This is a genomic window from Acidobacteriota bacterium, from assembly GCA_016195325.1.
GTDB lineage: Bacteria > Acidobacteriota > Polarisedimenticolia > JACPZX01 > JACPZX01 > JACPZX01.
This window is the reverse complement of sequence record JACPZX010000052.1, coordinates 1-16470: the sequence shown is the minus strand read 5'-3', so window position 1 is coordinate 16470 and position 16470 is coordinate 1. Positions and strand designations below refer to the sequence as shown.

Here is a 16470-nt window from a genome sequence, read left to right as displayed (position 1 = left end):
TGCCCGCCATGGCCGACGCGACCCCGATGCGCGAGGAGGAGGCGCTCCGCGTGACGCCGCCCTTCAGCGCCCTCCCTCCGGAGGACCGGCGGCGGCTCGCCGCGTTCGTGCGCGTGCGCAACTACGGCAAGGGGGACCCCGTCTTCCGCGAAGGGGATCCCTCCGAGCGCTTCCACACGATCGTCGGCGGCCGCGTGAAGATCGTGAAGTTCGCCCCGCAGGGGAAGGAGCTGATCCTCGAGATCTTCGGCGCCGGGGATCCCTTCGGCGCCGTCGCGGCGTACGAGGGGCGCCCCTTCCCCGCGAGCGCGATCGCCATGGAGCCCACGGTGGTCCTGAGCCTCTCGCGTCGTGACTTTTTCTCGGTGATCGCGAACCACCCGGAGATCACGCGCGGCCTCCTCCTCGGGCTGACGCGCCGCCTCGTCGAGCTGACGCAGAAGCTCGCGCAGATCTCCTCCGGCGGGGTGGAGTTCCGGATCGCCTCCATGTTCCTGAAGCTCGCCGACCGGATGGGTGTGAAGGAAGGGGGGAAGACGGTCGTCCCGCTCGCCCTCTCGCGCCAGGACATCGCCGACATGGTCGGCACCACGATCGAGACGGCGATCCGGATCATGAGCCGCTGGAACAAGGATGGTCCCGTGAGGACCGAGCGCGCCTCCTTCGTCATCGAGGACCGGGCCGCCCTCGAGAAACTCGCCTCCGACTCCTGATTCACCCCTCCCACGGCCCGATGTTTGCAGGCACGCCAGGGAGACCCTTCCGCTCATGACCTGAGTCATACCGGGGCGGGAGGCGTCGCCGTAGCTTGGCCCGAACGCACGCGGCGACCATGGAGGAGGGACGAGCATGATGACGGCGACGACGACCGGAGGCGCAACGGTGATGGGATACCTCTCGGCCGACCATCGGCGGCTCGACGGCGTGATGGAGGAGTGCCGAAGCCTGAGCGCGGCCGGCGACATGAAGGGCGCGGCCATTCGCTTCGTCGAGTTCCGTGCCGGCCTCCTCCGGCACATCGGCATCGAGGAGGAGCTGCTCTTCCCCGAGTTCGAGGCGGCGACCGGGCTCTCGGAGGGAGGGCCCACGGGGGTCATGCGCCACGAGCACCTCGAGATCCGGCGCCTCATGGAGCTGATCGACGAGCTGTTCCGGGGCCCGTCCCCCTCCCCCACCGAGTTCGAGTCGCTCCGATCGGCCGTCGTGAGCCTGCTGCACGAGCACAACCTCAAGGAGGAGCGGATCCTCTACCCCATGACGGACCGGATGGTCCCCCCCTCCCAGCGCGACGCCCTCGTGAAGAAGATGGTCGAGACCTGATGGACCAGGACGTCCGCACCAACCCGGCCCTGCTGAAGCTGGATCTCTACTGCAAGGGGATGATCCTCGACGACTCGTGCTTCATCGCCGAGGACGGCGGGCGCGCGATCATGCGCACCCGCGCCGGGCTCGGGAGCGGCCTGGAGCTGGTGCTGCCGGGCGGACTGTGGACCAACGTTCCGGTCGCCGAGGACTTCGCGGCGACCTCCCCCTACGTGCTGCGGCGCAAGGACGGCGCCTACACGATCTTCCGGGGGAAGGAAACGATCGCGAGCGTGCGGCTCTCCCCGCGCCCCGCGTGGTACGACCGGAAGACATCCTCCGGCAAGCCCATGACGCGGGTCGGCTCGCTCCAGGGGACGTACCTCGGCGTCTACCCCGCGAAGGTCTGCGAGTACTGGCTGTCGCGCCCCGAAGCCGACAACTGCAAGTTCTGCTCGGTCGGGCTGAACCTCGGCGTGGACGACGCGGACACCAAGTCGGTGGACGAGGTCCTCGAAGTGGTCCACGCCGCGCGGCGCGAGTCGGGGATCACGTACGTCGACTTCAACACCGGTCATTACGAAGGGGAGACCTATCTCGACATCCTCTCCCCCTACATCGAGAGGGTGAAGCGGGAGACGGGGCTCCTCATCGGGGTGCAGACGCCGCCGCACGGAGATCTCACCCGCTACGATCGGCTGAAGGAGATCGGCGTGAACAGGGTCTCCTTCTGCTTCGAGATCTTCGATCCCCGGCGGTTCATCGAGGTCTGCCCCGGCAAGCACCGCCAGTACGGCCTTCCCCGCTACCTCGAGGCCGTCGAGTACTGCGCGAGGCTCGGCCGCCGCGGAGCGCTGGAGCCGTGGGTCAGCAACGGCGAGATCATCGCCGGTCTCGAGAGGCCCGAATCCTCGATCGCCGCCATCGACTGGATCACGCGCGCCGGCGCCATCCCCACCGTCTGCGTCTTCCGCCCGCTCAAGGGGACGGACTTCGAGAGCGTCCCGCCCCCGCGCACGGAGGACCTCGTCCCCGTCTTCCGGCGCCTGTACGAGTCCTGCATGGAGCAGGGGCTGCCGATCGGCGTCGCCCCGAACGTGCACGTCAGCCTCGTCCTCCTCCCTGAGGAGTGCCGCTGGCTCACCGACAGGCCGTCGCGCTACTGGCGGAGGGAGCTGAAGCTCCGCGCGATGGGGCGCCTCTTCGCGTGGCGCTTCGAGCGGCAGGTCCGCCGGGCCCTCGCCGGAAGCGCCCGGACGGCCCCCAATTCGGCCCCCGTCGGCTAGACTGGCCCGGGACCGGACCACGTCCCGTCTCAGGGAGGTCTTCGATGCGGATTCCGTTCGCGCGCGCGGCCGTCGTCCTCGCCGTCGGCTGGTCCTGCGCCCTGGCGCAGTCGCCCGCCGTCACGTTCACCCGCGGGCAGGCCACCTTTACGCAGGAGGGGCACGACGCCACGTGGCTTCTGTGGCAGGGAACGCTCAGGTCGGTCAGCGACCCGCAGCCGGGGAGCCAGGCCAACTTCCTCTTCACGCCGGACGGGAAGGCCGGACCCGAGGACGGGGGATCGCTCCTCAGGCTCACCGTGACGAAGATCGGGGCGACTTATATCCTGTCGGCCGTGTCGATCGAGGGGGGGCCGGCCGGGCCCGAGCTCGCCTCGTACCGCGACACGAAGGCGAAGTGCAAGCTCGCGGTCACGCGCTTCGACGAGAAGGGCGTTGCCGGCAGCTCCGCGTGCACCGGAGCGTTCGTCGGGGGCGCGGCGATCACGAAGCTCTACTTCTCCTCGACCCCCTAGTCAGTTCGGGAAGAGCGTCTTGAGGACCTCCGGGTTCTCCTCCTCCACCGCCAGCACGGTATGGCACGTCTCGCACTCGTTGCTGATCACCCGACCGTCCGCGCTCTTGTGCTCGCCGTCGTGGCACCTGAAGCATCCCGGAGAGTCCATGTGCCCGAGGTTGTTCGGGTACGCCCCCCAGCTGATCTTCATCTCGGGAAAGACGTTGGCGGCGTACGCGGCGGCGAGCGCCTTCCCCGCGTCGCGAATCGCCGTGCTCTTCGGCCCGACGAGCGCCGGGTAGTTCTTGCGGTAGTAGTCGTCGACGAGGACCGGGATGGACTGCTCGGCCTGGAGCGACGTGTCGTAGGGCCTCGAGATCGTCTCGAGGCCGACCTTCCTGATGAACGGAAGGCCCCGGTCGATGAACCCCGCGCGGATCGCGTCGTCCACCTCGCGCTCCGGGCGCCGGTAGATGTGCGTCGGGCGGTTGTGGCAGTCGACGCAGTCCATCGTCCGCCCGCCCGCGCGCAGATCGTCCTCCGTGGGTCTTTGCGTCCCGGTGGCGACGTACTCGGTCACCTGCCCCGTCCTGTCCTCGAAGCGGATGTACGGAATCGTCTGGCGCGACTCGTCGGTCGGCATGTACGTCACGCGGTTCGCGATGTTCATGTGCCAGTGGATCCCGGAGGCGAACCCCGAGTCGGGGCTTCCCCCCCCGACCTTCAGGATCAGGGCGGTCTTCAGCTCCGTGTTCTTCTCGTCCTCGCGGTACGTGGTCTTCACCTTGATCCGGTCGCCGTGGATCTTCTCGGGCCAGTGGCACTGCTCGCACGTCTCGCGCGCCGGGCGGAGGTTCCTGACCGGCGTGGGGATCGGCCTCTCGTAGGTGTTGAAGGTGACCGCGAAGACCTGGCCGAGCCCCGAGAGCTTCGACTTGACGAACCACCCCGCCCCCGGCCCGATGTGGCACGAGACGCAGGCGACCCGCGCGTGCGGGGAGCGCCGGTACGCCGTGTACTCGGGGGCCATCACGCTGTGGCACGTCTGCCCGCAGAACTGCACCGAGTCCATGTACTCCACCCCCCGGTACGACACGGTGCCGAGGATGACGAGGTTGACCAGCACGAGGACCGAGAAGCCGAGGAAGCGGCTGCGGTGCGTCTCGCGGTTGAGATCGATGACCGGGAAGGCCGAGGCGCCGCCACCCGCCGCCCGCCGCCGCCGGTCGAGGACGACGCCGACCGGGACGAGCGCGAAGCCGAACACGAGGACGCCGGGAAGGATCATGTACGTCAGCACGCCGACGTACGGGTTCGTGTGCATCCCGAGGAAATCGAGGAGGAGGATCGTCGCGATCAGCGCGCCGGCGACGCTCCCGATGGCGCTGCCGAGCAGCCCCACGGGGTGGCGCGCGCTCGCGCTGTAGAGATCACGAATCCACTTGAGGACCTTCATCGACACGCCCCTCCGGGTCCCGTGGATTGCAGCCGCCGTGCCGCGGCGATTCCCAGCGGTGAGCTTCTCGCCGGAGGGTCCGGGGCTGCGCCGATTCCCTCACCCGGACTGATTTCGCGCAAGCCCCGGCGGACCATCCCGCAAAACGGGAGCCGCTCCCGGAACTAATCCTTGCAGCGCATGGGCTTCCGGCGCGTGGACGCGTCCCCCGTCGCCGCGCGAGGTGGCACGGCGCTTGACCTTGAAGGGCAGGCGGTCGCCGAGGGGCATGGGGCTCCAACCGGCCGATCGCCGCCCACGGGAAGAGCTCATGCGGCCCGCGCGTGTCCTCCTCGTCGAGGATGATCTGCACACCCGGCGCATCACCACCCTGGCGCTCCGCGCCCGGGGGATCGACGTCGCCGAGTCGGTGGACGGGTTCGGCGCGCTCGCCCTCGCGGCGTCGTTCCGTCCCGACCTCGTCCTCCTCGACATCAGCCTTCCCGGCCTCTCCGGGATCGAGATCATGGAGAGGCTCCGGAGCGAGCTCCCCGACCTCTCGCCGCGGATCCTCGTCGTGACGGCGCGCGCGATGAAGGACGACCGGGAGGCGGCGCGCGACGCCGGCTGCCACGGGTACCTCACCAAGCCGATCGACCCCTTCGTCCTCGCCGACGAGGTCGAGCGGCTCCTGCCGGCGCGGAGGGAGCCGTGAAGGTCTCGATCCGGAAGCGCCTCTACGCGTCGGTCGCGACGATCGCCATCCTCTCGGCGGGGATCCTCGCGAGCAACCTCTACTACGCGCGGCTGATCGCCGACAACAGCCGGCGCCTCGACGCCGCGACCGCGCAGCGCGCGCGAGTCCTCGCCACGACCGCGGAGGCGCTCCAGTACATCCGGGACGGCGGCCAGGGAAGGCTCGACGCGATCCTCGAGGAGCTCGGGGCCTTCGACGCGACGCTCGCGTCCCTCGAGACCCCGGGCGACGAGGCCGCCGCGGCGATCGCCCGCGTGCGCCCCGCGTTCGACCGCTACCGCGAGTCGATCGCAGGGGATCTCGAGACGTGGGCCCGCCTCGACGCGTTCGAGGTGTCGGCGCCGTACCGGCAGATGGTCCTCGAGCGCGGTCTGCTCGTGGAGGCCCGCATGGGCGAGGTCACGGCGGCCCTCTCGGCCGGCGTCACGACGACGATCGACGAGTTCCACCGGGCGCAGCTCGCGGCGCTGGCCCTCGTCGTGGCCGTGAGCCTCCTGATCCTCGTCTCGATCAACCGCCACGTCCTCGCGCCCATCCCCGTGATGGCGCGAGCGCTCGACGCCGTCTCCCGCGGGGACTTCTCCGCCCGCGTGGTCCTCGCCAGCGACAGCGAGTTCTCGCACGCCGCCCTCAGCTTCAATCGCATGGCCCGCGATCTCGAGTCCGCGCGTGAGACGATCGCCCGGAAGCAGAACGAGATCGAGTCGAAGAACGTCGAGCTCGAGAAGGCGTCCCGGATGAAGAGCTCCTTCCTCGCCACGATGTCGCACGAGCTGCGGACGCCGCTCAACGCCATCATGGGGTACACCTCCCTGTTGCGGCGCGGCCTCTACGGCGATCTCACCGCCGCCCAGCGGGAGGCGCTCGCCGGGGTCGCCGAGACCTCGTCCTCCCTGCTCAACCTGATCAACGACGTCCTCGACATCTCGAAGGTCGAGGCGGGCAAGCTCTCGATCGCGCCCACGAGCTTCGACGCCGGCGCCCTTGCCGCCGAGGCGCTCGAGACGATCCGCCCCCTCGCGGAGGAGAAGGGGCTGGCCGTCACCCTCGACCGCCCCGGCTCCCCGCTGCTCGTCCTCTCGGACCGCTCGCGCGTCCGGCAGATCCTCGTGAACCTCCTCGGCAACGCGGTGAAGTTCACGCACGACGGGAAAATCTCGGTGCTCGTCGAGCGGTACGGCGACGACGGCGTCGCCCTGCGCGTGAAGGACACCGGCATCGGCATCCGCCCCGAGGATCGCGAGGCGGCCTTCGAGAGCTTCCGGCAGCTCGACGGCTCCGACACCCGCACCTACGGCGGGACCGGCCTGGGTCTCGCGATCAGCCGGAAGCTGGCGCGCCTCCTCGGCGGCGACATCGTCATCGAGGGGGCTCCCGGCGCCGGCTCCACTTTCACACTGAGAGTCCCATCCACCGACACGGCTCTCCCGGCGGCGCCGGGGGACATCGAAGGGGTCGCGGCGCAAGCACCGCCGGCCCCGGGAAGGTGACCATGAGCGCGGAAGCCGCGAAGAAAATCTTGATCGTCGACGACGACCCGCACCACTGCCGCATCGTCTCGGACCTCCTGACGTCGGAGGGTTACGTCGTGGACGTGGCGGTCGACAGCCCGATGGCGGTCCACAAGAACTTCGACTTCGTCCCCGACCTCGTCCTGATGGACATCATGATGCCGCGCTACGACGGCACGACGTCCACGCAGGCGCTCCGCGAGCTGAGGCCGACGCTCCCGATCGTGATCGTCTCCGCCAAGGACGCCCCGGCCGACATCACGGAGGGGATGGACTGGGGCGCGACGCGGTACATCACCAAGCCCTTCGACCCGCAGTTCCTTCTCTCGACGATAAGGGAGCTGCTGGAGGGGGGGGCGTAGGCCAGGGCATGCCGCGGTCGGAATCCGCCACCACCCGGGTGCCGGCCGTCAACGCCCGGGAGACCAGCATCGTGAAGAGGCCCACCTGCAGCGCCGAGAGCGTGGCTGCGAGCCGTGCGCAGCGGCCTCGTCCTACCTGTGGCGCATGATCATCCGCGCGAACGGCGTGAGCTCACCCTTCTCCTCTCCGTCCATCTTCCACTGCCAGGTGTCCGCCGTCCTGTCGTAGGCGAATGTCGTGTGGAAGGTGTTCCCGTCCGCATACTTGAAGAGGAGGTGGATCTCGTCACCGGAGGGCCCGGCCCGGCATGTCACGCCATTTGAAAGGCCGGCGTTGCTGGTCGAGTCAAGCCACAGGCAGGAATACTCGCTGCGAGCTTGTTCCCACGTCAGGTAGACGAGTGCCTCGTACGCTGGCCGACCCTGTGCGTCCAAGTCGCGCGAGACCTCATGGAGCTGGACGTACTGTCCACTCAGGACCGAGCTCGCAACGACATCGTGGGTCGTCCTCTTGCCGGAGAGGGTGCCCTCGAGGACCCAGCTACCGGACACTCGATCGAGCAGCTCGCCTGGAGGTCTGGTCGTTGGTGCCGACGCCATGGACGCTGCCGTCCCTGCGAGCGCAGCAGCCACAAGAATCGATCTCATAGGTTGCCTCCCGCAACCGGTCGACGTTCCTATCACGCTCCCGGTCTCGGCTACGGAGCCCAGCCGGGCAACGCGGCCGCTTGCTTCACCCACATCGCCATCTGCGCGTCGTCGAACGCGTCGCCTTCGTGGATGTCGATGGAACGCGTGTCCCTGCTCTTGCTGGGGCCGGGCGGGACCGGTCGCAGCGACGTGCCGCGGAAAAAGGTCACCTTGACGTAATGGGTGAAGACGTGAAACGACAGGAACCAACCCCGCCCCTCGATGCCGTAGAACGGCGAGTTCCACTTCACGGCCTTGCGCACGCCCGGCACGTTCCGCGCGATGAGCGCGTCGAGGCGTTGCCCGATGGCGCGCTTCCAGCCCGGCATCGCGGCGATGTACGCCTGCACCGGAGCGTCGCCGTCCCCCTTCGCGATTTGCGGGTTGCCGCCCGAGAGGAGGACGGCCTTCTCGCCTCCCTTCGCCAGCGCGCCGTTCAGCGCCACCGCGGCCCTCACGAGCGCCTTGAACGCGCCCGCGTCGATCTTCTCCCCTTGGTGGATGTCGATCGCCCTTCGCGTGTTTCCTTCCAGGCTGGAATTGAAGAGGCGCGATGGGTCCGGGAGGGTGGCGCCCCGGGCGAACGTGAGCTTCACGGCCTTCGTGTACGCCTCCCCGGTGCAGACGATCCCGTCGTGCGACCAGACCGGGACCCCCACCATCGCATTCGACGGCTTCCTCCACTTCCGCTCCTCGACCATCTCCGGGTCGGCCGCAAGGATCAGCCCCCGCATGCGGGCCAGGGTCTCCTCGCGCCAATCCCCCGGGGCTTTCGGCTTCGTCTTTGGTCTAGGCGCCACGGCTCATCCTCCAACCTGATGCGATGCCCGAGCAGGATACCCAGGCTCCGTTCGGCGTGCACGTCCGCTGCGGCGCGTCAGGCCGCAGAGAGCGCGCTGATCGTGACGTAATACCCGTCCGGATCCCGGAGCGAGAACTCCGCGGTTCCGGTGCTCGGGTTCACGTGGGGCTCTTCCTCGAGTCGGGCGACGAGAGCGCGTGCCCTGGGCAGCGCCAGGTCGAAACCATCGACACGGAAAAACAGGAGGAGGCCGTTGCCGGGCTGCGCGAGATCGGGGCTCGTCAGGGAGGGATGGTCGTGGGCACCCCACTCGTGAAGGCAGAGCAGGACCGTTCCATCCGAGTCGAGGATTTGACCGAAGTACTCATGCGCGGGAGCCGTCTCCGGCAGGCCAAGGAGCGACTGATACCACCTGACGCTGCCAGGCACATCTTCAACGCCGATGATCGTCCACGTGCGTCTCATGGGGTCCCTCCCGCGGCCCACCGTCCGCCGTCAGGTCATCCGCCACCCTTGGTAGCCCTGGGAATGAGACATGAACCGTGACCCAGGACTCGGTCTCCGCTCTTGCGGCCCGACGGTGTTGGCGCCCACCCGTCCGCCACGCGAGCCGCGAGCAGTTCGTCAACACCCGGGAGATGGCTCCAGACGGCGACCGCCGTCACCTTGCCGAGTCATGTGGTGCGATAGGCCAGCACGAGCCCATCCCGCCACCGTACGAGCACCTCGTGGCTGAACTCGTCGAGCGCGACCACTTCGGTGAGCACGCTCGGATCGGCCACTCCCGACCGGGGATGTCGTCCCCAGTTCAGGACGTCGGAGAGATCGGCTTGCGTCCCGATCTCCGCCTCGCACCCGAGCAAGTCATGCGCGGACAAGCCGGCGCGATTCTCGATCTTCATCCCACCCTTGGAGCCACTGCGTTCGAAGCCCTACTCACGCGGAAGAGGGAAGAGCAACTCATTGCCGTCGGGATCGTCGATCTGGATCACGTCATGACCCCACCACGATTTCTTGTTGGGAATCGAGCGCTCGACGAGCTCGCTGCGAAGCCGCGCCATGTCACCCTGGTTCAGCGATACGAACAGACGCCCCCTGTCTTTGCGGGCGGGATCCTCGCAGAGGATGATCTCGCACCCGGCGCGATCGATCTGGCAGACTCCGCCGTTTCCATCGGCTTCGTGCCACGCTTTCTCGAAGCCCAGCAGGTCCTGATAGAACCGAAGCGCGCGCTTGACGTCGGCGACAAAGAGCACGGGACGCGAGTACCACTTGTGAGTGATCTGCTCTTCTCTGGCTGGCTCTGTCATCCTCGCCTCCTGATCCGCCCAACGAGATCCCGCTCAGCGGCGGGCCCACCGATCCGCTGAAGCGGCAGGTTAGACGATAGACCGCCACGAGGGCTCAAGGTCGACTCCGTTCGATCGCGCATGCGCCTCCGCTTCCGATGGCTACCGTCTCGGCTCATACCGCATCGCCACCGCCCCCGAGCCGAATTCCAGCCGGCTCACGAGCTTCAGATCAAGATGCTTCGTCAGCCCCGCGAACAACGTCGGCCCGTGGCCCGCCAGTCTGGGGTGCACGATGAACTCGTACTCATCGATCAATCCCAGTTCCGCCAACGCCAGCGGGAGCGTCACGCCTCCCGTGAACAGTCCCTTGCCCGGATCCCGCTTGAGCTGCTGAACGGCCTTCCCCAGATCCCCGCGCACGAGCTCCGCGTTCCAATCCACGCGGTCCAGGGTGCTCGACACGACGTACTTCTTTGCCGCGTCGATCGTCCGGGCGAAGGGTTCCATCCACTCAGGCATCCAATCGGGCCTCGCTCCCGTCCGCGCCGGCGGCCGCCACGCTGCCTCCATCATTTCGTAGGTCACCCGGCCCAGGAGGAGGGCGTCGGCCCGGGCGATGTTCTCGGCCGCGTGACGATGCAAGTCTTCGCCCGGGACGATCGCACGATGATCGCAGCAGCCGTCCAGGGTGACGTTGATGGAGTACCGAAGGGGTCGCATTACGTGCTCCTGAAGCGGGCTAACGCTGCGCATGTCGAGAGCCTCTCCGCTTCGAGCACGTGCAGGACGCGGCCGCCACAAGTTCCGTCGACTCTGAACCCGTTACGAATGGCCACCTTGCAGGATGCTGTATTGTCCGCGTCGATGAGTGCTTCGATCCGGCGGAAATCAAAGTCCTCGAACGCCGCCTTGCATGCGAGCGCGACAGCGCGGGACGCGATTCCACGGCGGCGATGTGCCGGATAGGTCCAGTAAGAGAGGTTCGCCGCCCCGCTCGCTCGAGGCCGCAGCTCGCAGCCGCCGAGCAGCGTCCCGGTGAATGCATCTCGCGCCGCGAACGGAAACCGCGTACCGACCATTCGTTCTTCATCCCAGCGGGCGATGACGTCCAGCGAATGCCGTATTGACGATTCGAACTCGTCAGGAAACTCAAACCACCGTCGATGCTCCGAGTCACGATCTCCGTCGCACAACGCGGAGGCGTCACCGGGCACAAAGAGAGTGAGAGTGACAAAGCCATCGGTCCGTTGCGTCGGCGGGTTAGGCGTGCCTTGGTCTCCTCGGTCTCTGCTTCTTCGACCCCGACTTGATGACCATGCGGGTCGAGCGCGTGCGCGGGAAGGTGACCCCGGAGTGCTTGATCGCAGCCTTGATGAGTGCGTGGATATCCCCGTGATCGAGATCTGATGCGGCCTTGAGGGTCACGCTGCGTACTTTGGCACCAGAGCCCTCGAGAAGTCCTTCAGGGTCGGGGAGGGACTTGTCGAAGTACAACCGGACCCAGCGCGGAAAGATAGCCATGGCGACGATCGCCTCGTATCCCCGCTCTGACATGCTGAACGCCACCACGAGGGAGTTGGAGTAGTCGTAAACGATCTGATTGGAGCCGGGGAAAGCGCGGCGGAGTTTGGGCAGGCACCGCCTTGCCAGCGCGACGATCTCGGGGGGGAACCGCGACAGAAACGCGGAAAACTGCGTGCTGGGGCTGGGCTGGCGCGTGGTCATGACGTGACTCTACCTCAACAGAGGTGGGCACGCCTAGTGTCCGCTGCAACGAGGGGTCAGGCGACAGACCACGATTGCCGAAAGAGCTTGCCTGTCGGCTCCACGTAGATTGCAAAGTCAACTGTCGAGCGCCGGATGCCACTCGATTCCCTCGCTCGCCGCGCGCTCGAGGATCTGCTCAATGCGTTCGAGATCGGCCAGATCCGCAGCCTTTCCGGCCGCTATGGAAACGAGCGCCGTGAGTCCGTCAAATCGACAGTCCAACGTCGCCTTCGAGCACCGATGTCTTCAGCTGCGGGCGCTCTCCGCTCTTCCACAGTGCAGCCGTGTGCAATACCCGATACCTGATGGGCCCCCCGTCCGGACTTTCGCTGCGCGCAATGGGACGTGGGATGCAGACATACTCGGTGCGCATCTCATCGCCCGACAATTGGACCTTCGCATAACCGTGTCCTCCAAGATCCACGAACTCTAGGTGCGGAGCCAGATCCGGGTTGGACAGCGACCGTGCGCGCTTGAGGTCGAAGCTCTTTGCATATTCGAGGCACGCACGGACACCGTGCCTCAGCAGCATGTTGAAGGTCCAGTCCGGCTTCGCCCCCGCATCCCTGTCGGCAAGAAACAGCGGTCGTAGCGGAGCGTCCTTCGACAGATCGTGCTCAGAGGCCTCCATGCCGCCGAGACTGACGAGTGACGCGCCAACGAAACTCAAGCCTACCGGCTCGAACTTGCCGGGGGGAAGCTCCGCAGTCGCATATCCGGCCCAAAAGCTGTGGCGATCGCCCGAGACGATTGCGAAGCCCGTAATCTTCGCGTCGCGCACGAGATTGTAGATTTCAGCACGCTCTGCGTACGCTGTGCCGTAATCACCCCCGCCCAGGGATGCGAAGGTGTTGGCGGGCCAGGACTCCTTGGTGAGACCCGCCGGCAGGTTCTGGGGATCAGCGCGCCGATCCAGTGCGCCCAGAGAGTTGGCCCAGATTTTCCACGCCGCCGTTGAGCTCTTGAGCTTGTCCTTGAACCATCCCTTCTGCTCCGCCCCGAGAATCGTCTGCGGCGGCGCGCTCCGCTGCGGGTTGGGGACATGCGCATCGTTGAACCGGATTTCCGGAGGAGGACTGCCGCCGTTGAAGCCGCGCCCGCCGTCCAGAATCTGCATCGCAGACTCGGGAAACATTCCCATGAACTCGTCGCGGGCGAGAGTATCGAGAGACGGATCGCTGAAGGGGTTCGCGCTCCGATAGCTATGCTGGTCGGTAATGATCATGTCCAGGTGCCGGCCGTACCGCAGCGCCCGGTAGCCCTTGAGGCTGTTGATCGCCGTCAGGTTGTTCGGTTCCATCCCCAGCCCATCGCTATCGAACTCCTTGATTGGCACGTCTCTTACAGATGGTGGATCGAAACGCTCGAGCAACCCGCTCGGCGGAGCGACACGTGCGGGGAGGTATTCGAACCAGGCCTGATTCGCCGCGACCTTGACGCTCTGGCCGGGCCGCTCGAACGACCCCGCCTTGACGACGCTTTGCCAACCTTGCCAAGAGAATTCGTGGTTGTCCCACATGGCGACGAACGGCCAGCGCGCGCGAGCGTCCTGGAGGTCGGGATCGGCGAGATAGCCCTTGTAGACGGCCCGGTAGCCCTCGACGGTCAGCGGTATGTGGAAGTTGCCGACCTTGTGGCCGTCCGGGATGCGCGCCACCTCATAGATCGTGCGATCGTAGCGCGTCTTCACCTCGTCGGGATACTCGACCACCTCGTAGATGAAATCGCCCAGGTGCAGAACGAAGCCCATCTGCTGGGCGGCGGGAGCGCGTTCGTCTTCGTAAATCATCCGGCGATAGGCGTTGAGCTTGCCCTCATTGACATCCTGGCAACTCACGAACGCGAAGTTCACTGTGCGCGGATCGTCTGGCGACGGCGCAGTGATCGTGCGGCCGATCCGGCTGCCATTTCCGTCGGTGTCGGTAAACCGATACCAGTAGGTGCGGGCCGGCTCGAGTCCGCCAATCAGAACACGCGTGGTCCAGTCCGCGGCGCTCGAGACCGGTGCCTGCGCGTGCGCAACGACTCGCTGGAATGCCTCATCCTCGGCGACCTCGACGGTCAGGAGCTGGCGTGTGCCCTCGGTAAACGGACGCCTCGTCCACAGGATGACGCTGTGCGGATCGGGATCGCCGGAGGCGACCCCCTGGGGATAGAGATCACGCCGCTCACGCCAGTGGACACTCGAACCTCGAGTCGGTTCGACCCATGCCAGCGAAGCACCGATGGCTGCTGCAGCTTTGAGAAAGGATCGGCGGCTCGTCGTCATCGTCTCACTCCGTCCGGGTTGCAGTTTACGTCACCTCAGCGTTCGGACGCGAACGCCCGCCAAGACAAGTACTCTACGCCCGTAAGTTGCTCTGGCGTGTAACGCTTCGATCGCCGGCCTTCCCCTGCGTTCGGCCCATGGCCGGACGGGACTAGCTGAGCCGGTGGATACTTCCAGGGCCGCTTGTCTCAGCTGGAGAGTATGGCTGTCCGAATCCCGAGATGACACCTAGCTAACCTTCCAACGGTCGCGAACGCCAGCCGTAAGCGGCGCGCCAACCTGTAAGACACCCAAGCCCAGTGCGATGAGCGCGGCCGCTGCAGCGCTTGGTTAGGCCTCAACCCGCGTACGTGACCACGTACCAGACGTTCACAAGGAGATATGTGGTCACCCTGTGCTGTGACGAGCGCGAACGGAGAAACGTGAGTGGCGGATATGCAAGCGCTGGGGTCACTAGCAAGGCGTATTCCAAGAGACGCGTCGAGAGGCGATCGAGGAGTAGTGCACTCGCGCAAGTAATCAAGCCGACGATTCCTGCGGCCAGATCAGCGGAGACTCGCTGGAGGGCGGGTAATCGCATTTGTCCACCTCAGCAGCTAATACGCACTCCACCGCCCCAGGGTTTTCTTGGATACTGAACTGAGGGATACTCGTCCCTCTCGAGGAGTTGTCCATGCCTTCAAGGAAGAAGGCGGGGGAAACGGAAGGAGCCCGGAGGGCCACTGGAGATCCCCCCTCGGCGCCCGGCAGTGCGGACTCCGGCAGGTTTGGCTCCCAGCGCAAGCTCGACGCGGTGTTGCGGCTTCTCCGCGGCGAGCAGCTCGACACGTTGTCGTGCGAGCTCCACGTGACCGCGGCGCGGTTGTCCGAGTGACGTGAGGAGTTCCTCGCAGCCGGCACGGCTGGCCTCAAGGCTCGCCAGGAACACGGGGTCCCGCAGGAAGAAGCCCAGCGGATGAAATCCGTCATCGCCGACCTGACGATGCGAAGCGAACTGCTCCGCGAATCGCATCTACGGCGTGCGGCGAGGGTGCGAGGAGCTCGAGCTGGCCCGTTCGACCTTCTACGCCTGCCAGACTCGACGGAAAGCACCCGAACGGGTTCTCCTCAAACGAGGCCCGAAGACGAAGCTGAGAGACGAGCAACTCACCGAGAGAATCCGGGAGATCCTTCTCGCCTCTCCGTTCGTCGGTGAAGGCCACCGCAAGGTGTGGGCTTGCCTGAGAGCGTCTGATGTCCGTGCATCGCGGCCGCGAATCCTGCGGGTGATGCGACTCGACGGCCTTCTTGCGCCTCACCGGGCGAAAAGGACCCTTGGTCCACGCAGCCACGAAGGAACGATCATCACCGAACAACCCGACACCATGTGGGGCACGGACGTTACGACTACGATGACGGTTCGCGAGGGGCAGGCGGCCGTCTTCATCGCCGTCGATCAGTGCACGGTGGAAGGCAACGGAATCCACGCCGCGAAGTCCGCGACGCGCATCGAACCCCCGGAACTGCGCTGAGAGGTTCATCGAGACCCTCGAAGAGCAGTTGCTCTGGGTGAGGACCTGCGAGACGATCGAAGAGATCAGGCTCGCGCGTCATGAATGGCTGAAGACCTACAACGAGCAATGGCTGGTCGAACGGCATGGCCATCGAACTCCGTCTCAGGTGAGGCGGGATCTGGTGGCCGAGAGATCGGCTGCTCGAATAGGCTCAACCAACTGTCCAGACAACCCGGGGCGGTACGCCTACGGCTTTGCGTCGAGAAAGTCGTTCAGCATTGGGACGATGATGGGCATGCGCTGCATCAATGTCACGTGAGTGGTGTCGGGCAAGATGGCCAATCGCGATGCGGAGCGCGGCTTCATGTCGCCATGGATCTCGCCACCCTTTAGGCGAAACATCTCCGCGACGTGCGCGAGCCGCACGCCGTCGGCGTCGCCGTGGATGAAAAACATGGGCGTCGTGGTGGCCTTGAGCTTGTCGGCTCCGAAGTCGTACCCTTTCGAGGCCGTGGCGACGACTCGCTGGACGAAGTTCGGAAAGTTTTCCGGAGTCGGACTCAGCTTCTTGTACTCGACCTCAATGGGCGAGCCTTTGAAAGCGTCCGCCGTGAGTTTCGAGATAGCTTCGAGCGCTCCCGCAATCATGCCGTCGCTGCGGAACGTGGACGAAATGATGACTGCCCTTCGCACTTTGTCCGGATGGCGGATCGCACACTGCATCGCCACGGCTCCGCCCATGCTGTAGCCAACAAGGTCCGCTCGCGGGATCTTGAGATAATTGAGCAGTGCGGCCACGTCATCGGCGAGGTTTTCGTAGGTGAAATCTCGTGGGACGTCCGCCGTCCGGCCGTGACCCTGCATTTCGACGGCAATTACTTTCCGCGTCTTGGAGAGCTCGCCGATCCACCCGGCCCAGTTGTTGGTGATGGTCATGAACGCGCCGTGAAGCAACACCACCGGTTCGCCGCCACCGTGGACTTCGTAGTACATGTTGAGTCCGTTGAT

At 66.2% G+C, this 16470-nt stretch carries 20 protein-coding genes; 9 read left to right on the top strand and 11 right to left on the bottom strand.

The genetic code is table 11. The annotated features are described in order from the left end of the window. Positions 1 to 8: 8 nt before the first annotated feature. The 4 genes from HY049_10280 to HY049_10265 all read left to right on the top strand — a co-directional run bounded on the left by HY049_10280 (position 9) and on the right by HY049_10265 (position 3103). Positions 9 to 713, top strand: coding sequence for a Crp/Fnr family transcriptional regulator (locus tag HY049_10280; GenBank protein ID MBI3449288.1), 705 nt, complete (start codon positions 9 to 11; stop codon positions 711 to 713). A gap of 136 nt (positions 714 to 849) precedes the next feature. Next, a complete protein-coding gene (locus tag HY049_10275; protein ID MBI3449287.1) occupies positions 850 to 1320 on the top strand; it encodes a hemerythrin domain-containing protein in 471 nt (156 codons plus the stop codon). Beyond that, positions 1320 to 2588 (top strand): hypothetical protein, encoded by a 1269-nt coding sequence (locus HY049_10270; GenBank protein ID MBI3449286.1) that lies wholly within the window; start codon positions 1320 to 1322, stop codon positions 2586 to 2588. Before HY049_10275 ends, HY049_10270 begins: the two co-directional genes overlap by 1 nt. Before the next feature lie 44 nt (positions 2589 to 2632). Next, positions 2633 to 3103 carry a hypothetical protein gene (locus HY049_10265; GenBank protein ID MBI3449285.1) on the top strand — a complete coding sequence of 157 codons (471 nt, stop codon included), beginning with the start codon at positions 2633 to 2635 and terminating at the stop codon, positions 3101 to 3103. Here HY049_10265 and HY049_10260 read toward each other — a convergent pair whose 3' ends face one another. Further along, complete coding sequence (locus HY049_10260) at positions 3104 to 4540, bottom strand: NapC/NirT family cytochrome c (GenBank protein ID MBI3449284.1); 1437 nt, start codon at positions 4538 to 4540, stop codon at positions 3104 to 3106. A gap of 310 nt (positions 4541 to 4850) precedes the next feature. Between HY049_10260 and HY049_10255 the strand changes: the two genes are divergently transcribed. The 3 genes from HY049_10255 to HY049_10245 are packed head-to-tail and all read left to right on the top strand — an operon-like array spanning position 4851 to position 7149. Further along, the gene (locus HY049_10255; GenBank protein MBI3449283.1) at positions 4851 to 5234 is read left to right on the top strand and encodes a response regulator; all 384 of its coding nucleotides are present in this window, start codon (positions 4851 to 4853) and stop codon (positions 5232 to 5234) included. After that, positions 5231 to 6766, top strand: a complete 1536-nt coding sequence (locus tag HY049_10250) for a HAMP domain-containing protein (protein MBI3449282.1) — start codon at positions 5231 to 5233, stop codon at positions 6764 to 6766. Before HY049_10255 ends, HY049_10250 begins: the two co-directional genes overlap by 4 nt. Before the next feature lie 2 nt (positions 6767 to 6768). Next, complete coding sequence (locus tag HY049_10245; protein ID MBI3449281.1) at positions 6769 to 7149, top strand: response regulator transcription factor; 381 nt, start codon at positions 6769 to 6771, stop codon at positions 7147 to 7149. Positions 7150 to 7281: 132 nt separating this feature from the next. On the opposite strand, the gene HY049_10240 is transcribed toward HY049_10245, so the two are convergent. The 9 genes from HY049_10240 to HY049_10200 all read right to left on the bottom strand — a co-directional run bounded on the left by HY049_10240 (position 7282) and on the right by HY049_10200 (position 13969). Further along, entirely contained in the window at positions 7282 to 7797 is a 516-nt protein-coding gene (locus HY049_10240) for a hypothetical protein (GenBank protein ID MBI3449280.1), read from the bottom strand. 50 nt (positions 7798 to 7847) lie between these two features. Beyond that, the gene (locus HY049_10235; GenBank protein ID MBI3449279.1) at positions 7848 to 8573 is read right to left on the bottom strand and encodes a DUF1801 domain-containing protein; all 726 of its coding nucleotides are present in this window, start codon (positions 8571 to 8573) and stop codon (positions 7848 to 7850) included. A 143-nt stretch (positions 8574 to 8716) separates the two neighbouring features. Further along, positions 8717 to 9106, bottom strand: a complete 390-nt coding sequence (locus HY049_10230; GenBank protein MBI3449278.1) for a VOC family protein — start codon at positions 9104 to 9106, stop codon at positions 8717 to 8719. A gap of 209 nt (positions 9107 to 9315) precedes the next feature. Beyond that, positions 9316 to 9543, bottom strand: a complete 228-nt coding sequence (locus HY049_10225) for a hypothetical protein (protein ID MBI3449277.1) — start codon at positions 9541 to 9543, stop codon at positions 9316 to 9318. A gap of 30 nt (positions 9544 to 9573) precedes the next feature. Next, positions 9574 to 9951 (bottom strand): VOC family protein, encoded by a 378-nt coding sequence (locus HY049_10220; protein ID MBI3449276.1) that lies wholly within the window; start codon positions 9949 to 9951, stop codon positions 9574 to 9576. Between the two features lie 141 nt (positions 9952 to 10092). Continuing rightward, positions 10093 to 10653 (bottom strand): dihydrofolate reductase family protein, encoded by a 561-nt coding sequence (locus HY049_10215; protein MBI3449275.1) that lies wholly within the window; start codon positions 10651 to 10653, stop codon positions 10093 to 10095. Next, positions 10653 to 11126 (bottom strand): GNAT family N-acetyltransferase, encoded by a 474-nt coding sequence (locus tag HY049_10210; protein MBI3449274.1) that lies wholly within the window; start codon positions 11124 to 11126, stop codon positions 10653 to 10655. Before HY049_10210 ends, HY049_10215 begins: the two co-directional genes overlap by 1 nt. Before the next feature lie 67 nt (positions 11127 to 11193). Continuing rightward, complete coding sequence (locus tag HY049_10205) at positions 11194 to 11658, bottom strand: DUF1801 domain-containing protein (protein ID MBI3449273.1); 465 nt, start codon at positions 11656 to 11658, stop codon at positions 11194 to 11196. A gap of 247 nt (positions 11659 to 11905) precedes the next feature. Next, positions 11906 to 13969, bottom strand: a complete 2064-nt coding sequence (locus tag HY049_10200) for an alkaline phosphatase D family protein (protein MBI3449272.1) — start codon at positions 13967 to 13969, stop codon at positions 11906 to 11908. Positions 13970 to 14642: 673 nt separating this feature from the next. Here HY049_10200 and HY049_10195 point away from each other — a divergent pair. Next, positions 14643 to 14843, top strand: coding sequence for a hypothetical protein (locus HY049_10195; GenBank protein ID MBI3449271.1), 201 nt, complete (start codon positions 14643 to 14645; stop codon positions 14841 to 14843). 145 nt (positions 14844 to 14988) lie between these two features. Continuing rightward, positions 14989 to 15480: an IS3 family transposase gene (locus HY049_10190; GenBank protein ID MBI3449270.1), complete on the top strand. Its 492-nt coding sequence runs from the start codon at positions 14989 to 14991 to the stop codon at positions 15478 to 15480. Between the two features lie 228 nt (positions 15481 to 15708). Here HY049_10190 and HY049_10185 read toward each other — a convergent pair. Further along, positions 15709 to 16470, bottom strand: a 762-nt coding sequence (locus HY049_10185; GenBank protein MBI3449269.1) for an alpha/beta fold hydrolase, incomplete at its 5' end; no start/stop codon positions are given.